This window comes from Bradyrhizobium uaiense, from assembly GCF_010811875.1.
Lineage (GTDB): Bacteria > Pseudomonadota > Alphaproteobacteria > Rhizobiales > Xanthobacteraceae > Bradyrhizobium > Bradyrhizobium uaiense.
In genome coordinates this window covers 1-5,007 of sequence record NZ_VKHP01000397.1, presented here as the reverse complement: position 1 = coordinate 5,007, position 5,007 = coordinate 1, and the positions used below count along the sequence as shown (strand labels likewise).

General features: G+C 66.8%; 5 protein-coding genes. 2 read left to right on the top strand and 3 right to left on the bottom strand.

Annotated elements, in window-relative coordinates; translation table 11 throughout:
• The coding region (locus FNJ47_RS44535) for a P1 family peptidase (protein ID WP_175068511.1) at positions 1–487 on the top strand (487 nt) is incomplete at its 5' end.
• A gap of 241 nt (positions 488–728) precedes the next feature.
• Here the strand turns inward: FNJ47_RS44535 and FNJ47_RS44530 are convergent.
• Positions 729–1,568 carry an EF-hand domain-containing protein gene (locus FNJ47_RS44530; protein WP_163162930.1) on the bottom strand — a complete coding sequence of 280 codons (840 nt, stop codon included), beginning with the start codon at positions 1,566–1,568 and terminating at the stop codon, positions 729–731.
• A gap of 251 nt (positions 1,569–1,819) precedes the next feature.
• Between FNJ47_RS44530 and rpe the strand changes: the two genes are divergently transcribed.
• Entirely contained in the window at positions 1,820–2,521 is a 702-nt protein-coding gene (rpe, locus tag FNJ47_RS44525; protein WP_163162928.1) for a ribulose-phosphate 3-epimerase, read from the top strand.
• Positions 2,522–2,534: 13 nt separating this feature from the next.
• Here rpe and FNJ47_RS44520 read toward each other — a convergent pair whose 3' ends face one another.
• Positions 2,535–3,989 (bottom strand): serine/threonine protein kinase, encoded by a 1,455-nt coding sequence (locus tag FNJ47_RS44520; RefSeq protein ID WP_163162932.1) that lies wholly within the window; start codon positions 3,987–3,989, stop codon positions 2,535–2,537.
• A gap of 20 nt (positions 3,990–4,009) precedes the next feature.
• On the bottom strand, positions 4,010–4,750 hold the full coding sequence (locus FNJ47_RS44515) for a metallophosphoesterase family protein (RefSeq protein WP_163162926.1): 741 nt from the start codon (positions 4,748–4,750) through the stop codon (positions 4,010–4,012).
• Positions 4,751–5,007: the final 257 nt, after the last annotated feature.

Genomic DNA, 5,007 nt, shown 5'->3' with positions numbered 1-5,007 from the left:
CAAGGTCGCAGCGCTTGCGGTGGTCAATGCGGTCGGCAGTGTGACGGTCGGCAACGGTCCGTGGTTCTGGGCGGCGCCGTTCGAGATCGGCGGCGAGTTCGGCGGGCGCGGCCTGCCGCCGTCGTTCAGTCAGGACATGCTGAAGCTGCGACTGAAGGGCGGTGCCGACGCAACGGCGGCCGAGAACACCACGCTGGTCGTGGTCGTGACCGATGCGCAATTGACAAAACCACAGGCGCGGCGGCTAGCGATGATCGCGCAGACCGGCATGGCGCGCGCGATCTATCCAGTGCATGCCCCGCTCGACGGCGATGTGGTGTTTGCCGCGGCGACCGGCGCCAAGCCGGTCGATCCACTGTTCGGCCTGACCAAGCTCGGCGCGATCGCGGCCAACACGGTCGCGCGCGCGATCGCACGCGGCGTCCATTCAGCGACTGCGCTGCCCTTCCCCGGCGCACTGCCGAGCTGGCAGGACCGGTTCGGCTAGGGCCGCGAAGGCAGTGTACTCCCTCGCCCCGTTCTTGCGGGGAGAGGGTTGGGGTGAGGGGCTGCCTCCGCATCGAGGGTGATAAACGGACTCGCGGAGACTCCCCCTCACCCGGAACGCATCTGACGATGCGTCATAGCCGAAGCTTTGCTTCGGCGTTGTTGAGAACGGCCGCCGACGCGGCCTATGCCTCTCCCCGCACGCGGGGCGAGGCGCGGAGCTTGCGGTCGTACCGCCCCAGTTAAGCGCTGACCGACAGCGACGAAGACGCCTGCGCCGAGATCGCCTGCGACTGGCGCTGGATCAGCTGCTCGATGAAATTGTAGGACGAGGTCGCGTTGCTGCTGGCGGAGGATGAGGTCGTGCTGCCGGTCGTGGAAGCCGTGGCCGGCGTCGTCATCGACACCTTGGAGCCGTCGGCATAGGTCGTCGTCGTCGTGGTCGAGCCGTCGCTGTTGGTCACCGACGTCGAGGTGGCGCCGTTCAGCGCCTGCATCAAGGGATCGGAGCTCGATCCACCCGAGCCGCTGCTGGAGCCGGATCCATCGGTCGAGCCGGTTTCCATGTGGTGGCGGTGATGGCCGCCGCCCTTGTGGCCCTGCAGCGCCTGCGACATCTCGTCGAGGCTGACGCTGCCGTCGCCATTCTTATCGAGCTTGGAGAACACGTCGTCGGCCTGCGCGATGTTGGTGCCGCCGGCGCCGAGCGCCTTCTCGAATTCCGTCTTGGTGATCTGGCCGTTGCCGTCGGCGTCGATCAGCGAGAACAGGTCCTTCAACGCAGCCGACTGGCTGGTCGACGTCGTGCCGGTCGAAGCCGAGCTGGTCGATGCCGTGGCCTGCGTCTGGCTTTGCGCGTCGAGCAGCGCGCTCATGGTCTGCGGCGAAATCTGCTGGGTGGCAGAGCCCGATCCGGCGCTGGTGCTGCTGCCGGTCGACGTCGATGTCGTGGTCGAGGAGGCGAACAGCCCGGTCGACTGGCTGCCCTGACTGGAACTGCCGGTCTGGGTCGTCGACTTCGACGACATCAGCGAGCTCAAAAGATCGATGGCTGATGACGCAGCGCCAATGGCAAATAACATGGCAATACTCCAACAAGGCCGCGCCTGGCGGCTCAAACGCTGATCAGTGGCTGAGCAAAGGGTGTGCCGTGGCAAAAACCCAATAAAACCAGGCCTTGGCGTATCGATACGGGCTCTGCACACCCGGCAAGAGCTGCCGCCGGCGGCAGAATTTTCCCGCTCGGAGGCGCCGTCGGCTCGCATTGCCCGCCGCGCCTGCGCATGTTAGGCGGGATCACCCGTCGCCCCCTGAAGTCTTTCGGAACTGCGCTATGACTCAGTCATTCACCCCGCGTCCCCTCATTATCGCTCCGTCGATCCTGGCGTCGGATTTCTCAAAGCTCGGCGAGGAGGTCCGCGCCGTCGACCAGGCCGGCGCCGACTGGATCCATCTCGACGTGATGGACGGACATTTTGTGCCGAACATTTCCTACGGTCCCGACGTCATCAAGGCGATGCGGCCGCACACCAGGAAGATCTTCGACGCCCATCTGATGATCGCGCCCTGCGACCCCTATCTCGAGGCCTTCGCCAAGGCGGGCTGCGACCACATCACGGTGCATGCCGAAGCCGGCCCGCATCTGCATCGCTCGTTGCAGGCGATCCGCGCGCTGGGCAAGAAAGCCGGCGTCTCGCTCAATCCGGCCACGCCGGCGAGCGCGATCGAATATGTGCTCGACCTGATCGACCTGGTGCTTGTCATGTCGGTCAATCCCGGCTTCGGCGGCCAGGCCTTCATCCGCTCGGCGATCGGCAAGATCTCCGACGTCAGGGCGATGGTCGCGGGCCGTCCGATCGACATCGAGGTCGATGGCGGCGTTGCGCCCGATGTCGCGGGCCAGCTCGCCGCGGCCGGCGCCAACGCCTTTGTCGCGGGCTCTGCCGTGTTCAAGGGCGGCACGGTCGAGGCCTACAAGACCAACATCGCCGCGATCCGCCATGCGGCGGCGGAGGCGCGCGGCGAAGCGATCTGACTATCCGGCGGAGCTAAAATACTGCGGGCGGCGTGACCGCGGCATTCGCCGCCTGGTCCGCCGCCTCTTCGCTGTCTGCTTGTGACAACAGGCGCGACGGCCGCACCACGGTCACCGTGCACGGCGCTTCCCCGGCGACCTTGGCGGACACGCTGCCGAGCAGCGCGCGCCGCATCGAGTTCTGCCGCGCGCCGATGATGATGTGGTCGACCAGATTGACCGCGGCGAATTCCAGGATGGCGGCTGCGGGATCGATCGCCTCCAGCACATGCACGGTCAGCCGGTTATCCCCGAGCCGGAACGGCCGCGCCCAGTGCTGGAGCGCCACCAGGCGATCGACATGCTTGTTCTGGCCCTGGTCGTCATGACTGCGGTCGATCGCCAGGCGATTGAGCTTCAGCACATTGACGCAGGCGAGCCGTGCCGATGGCGAGGTCGATAGCACCTGCTCGGCGATGGTGCGGATGGTCTCGTTCAGCGCCTCGTCGCCCTCGCCGATGTCGAGCGCGACGGCGACGATCGGGCTCGATGCAAGCTGCGCCGCGACATTGGACTTCGGCTGCGGCGGCGCCGCGCCGAGATTGAACCGGCGACGCCAGACCGCAAGCAGCGGATTGCGTTTGAGCCGCTGCGCCCGCGCGGTGAGCTTCACCTGTTCTGGATGGCCGAGATCGAAGGCAAGCTGCGCCGCCGTCGGATAACGCGCCACTGGGTCGATCTCCAGACAGCGCAGCACGATTTCTTGCAGCCACGGCGGATAGTCCGGCCTGAGCTCGCGCGGCGGATACGGATCGCGCCACAGCCGCCGGCGCATGCCGCGCAGGGTTTCGCTCTCGCCGAACGGGCGGACGCCGGTGGCGAAGAAATACAGCAGCACGCCGAGCGAAAACAGATCGCTGCGCGGATCGTCGCGCACGCCGAGCAGGCGCTCCGGCGCCATGTAGGGCGCGGTGCCGTAAGGCAGGCGAAACTCCTCCTGCAACAAATCGGGCAGATGCTGGTGGTGCGAGAGGCCGTAGTCGATCAGCACCGCCTCGCCGCGCTCGCGGAACATGACGCTGCTCGGCTTGATGTCGTGATGGATGACATTCTGCCGGTGCAGGCTGGCGAGCGCGGTCGCGACCTTGCCGCCGATCACCCTCACCTCCTCATATGGCAACGGCAGGGCGTCGAGCCGCTTGTAGAGCGTCTGGCCGGGGATGCGCTCCATCACCACATACGCCTGACGCTCGAAGTCGCCGGTGCCGAAACAGGCCGGCACGTGCGGCCCCGACAGCCGCGGCAGGATCATCTGCTCCATCTCGAAGCTGACGATTGCAGCCGGATCCTCACCCTCAGAGGTCAGCGGCACCTTCATCAGCAACGGAACATTGATGCCCGGATGGGTGACGGTCCACAGCGTCGCCATGCCGCCGCGGTGCACCCGCTCGCCGATGGCGAAGCCATCGATCTCGGCGTCCGGCTGCATCGTCAGCGCCGCCACCGGCGTCACCTTCCGAGCGACAGGCGGTCGGCGAGCCAGACCGGCAGGCCGCCCGCCTTGATCCGCGCCGCGGCGGTCGCGACGTCGTAGGGCACGCGGTGATAGGTGATCTCGCGGCTCGCAGTGTCGAACATCGCAAATGACGCGGCGGGATCGCCGTCGCGCGGCTGACCGACCGAGCCGAGCACCGCAAGCCAGCGCCGGCCCGTCAGCAATTGCACGGCGACGCCCGAGGTCGGGACGAAGCTCGTCATCTTCGCGGTCGAAGACATCGAGTAGAGACCGGGACGATGGATGTGGCCGCAGAACGTGATCTGCAACACGGTCGCCATCATGCTGCGCGCGGCATCTGACGTGTCGCGGACATAGCGCCACTTCGCGGGGGCCGAGGCCTCGGAATGCACGTAGAGGCGATTGTCCTCCTCGCGCATGATCGGCAGGCCCGCGAGGAACGCCTTCTGTTCGCCGCTGAGCCGGCTGCGGGTCCAGTCGATGGCGGCCTGCGCGTCGGCATTCATGCTGTCGCTGGGAACGCCGATCGCATTGTCATGATTGCCGCGTACTGCAACTGCACCCTTCGCGACCAGGTCCACCACCGTGTCGACGGCCCATTCGGGATCGGCGCCGTAGCCGACGATATCGCCGAGGCAGATCAGCCGCTCGGCGCCGCGCGCCCGCGCGGCATCCAGGCAGGCGGCGAAGGCCTGCCGGTTGGCGTGAATATCGGCAAAGAGTGCAAGCCGCATCGTGGTCCGCGTGACTGATCCTGCCCGATATCAAGCACACGCGGCCCCGGGCCCGCAATCGGGCCAAAGGCAGGCGCGAGACGCCGTCCGGCGCGCGAGCGCGCAATCTCTATCGTCGCGACTCGTGGCTCACCCCTCTCCCTAACCTCGAGAGCGAGCTTCGCTCGCCTCGGACCCCCGCAAGGGGGGGAGGGAACCCATCCGCTGGTGCTTCCCTTACATCCTCACGCTCTCACGTTTTGAATCCGCCATGTTCT

Excerpts from the sequence above, each read along its gene's own strand:
- FNJ47_RS44530 (WP_163162930.1), bottom strand. The coding sequence starts at position 1,568 with ATGTTATTTGCCATTGGCGCTGCGTCATCAGCCATCGATCTTTTGAGC.
- rpe (WP_163162928.1), top strand. The coding sequence starts at position 1,820 with ATGACTCAGTCATTCACCCCGCGTCCCCTCATTATCGCTCCGTCGATC.
- FNJ47_RS44520 (WP_163162932.1), bottom strand. The coding sequence starts at position 3,989 with ATGCAGCCGGACGCCGAGATCGATGGCTTCGCCATCGGCGAGCGGGTG.
- FNJ47_RS44515 (WP_163162926.1), bottom strand. The coding sequence starts at position 4,750 with ATGCGGCTTGCACTCTTTGCCGATATTCACGCCAACCGGCAGGCCTTC.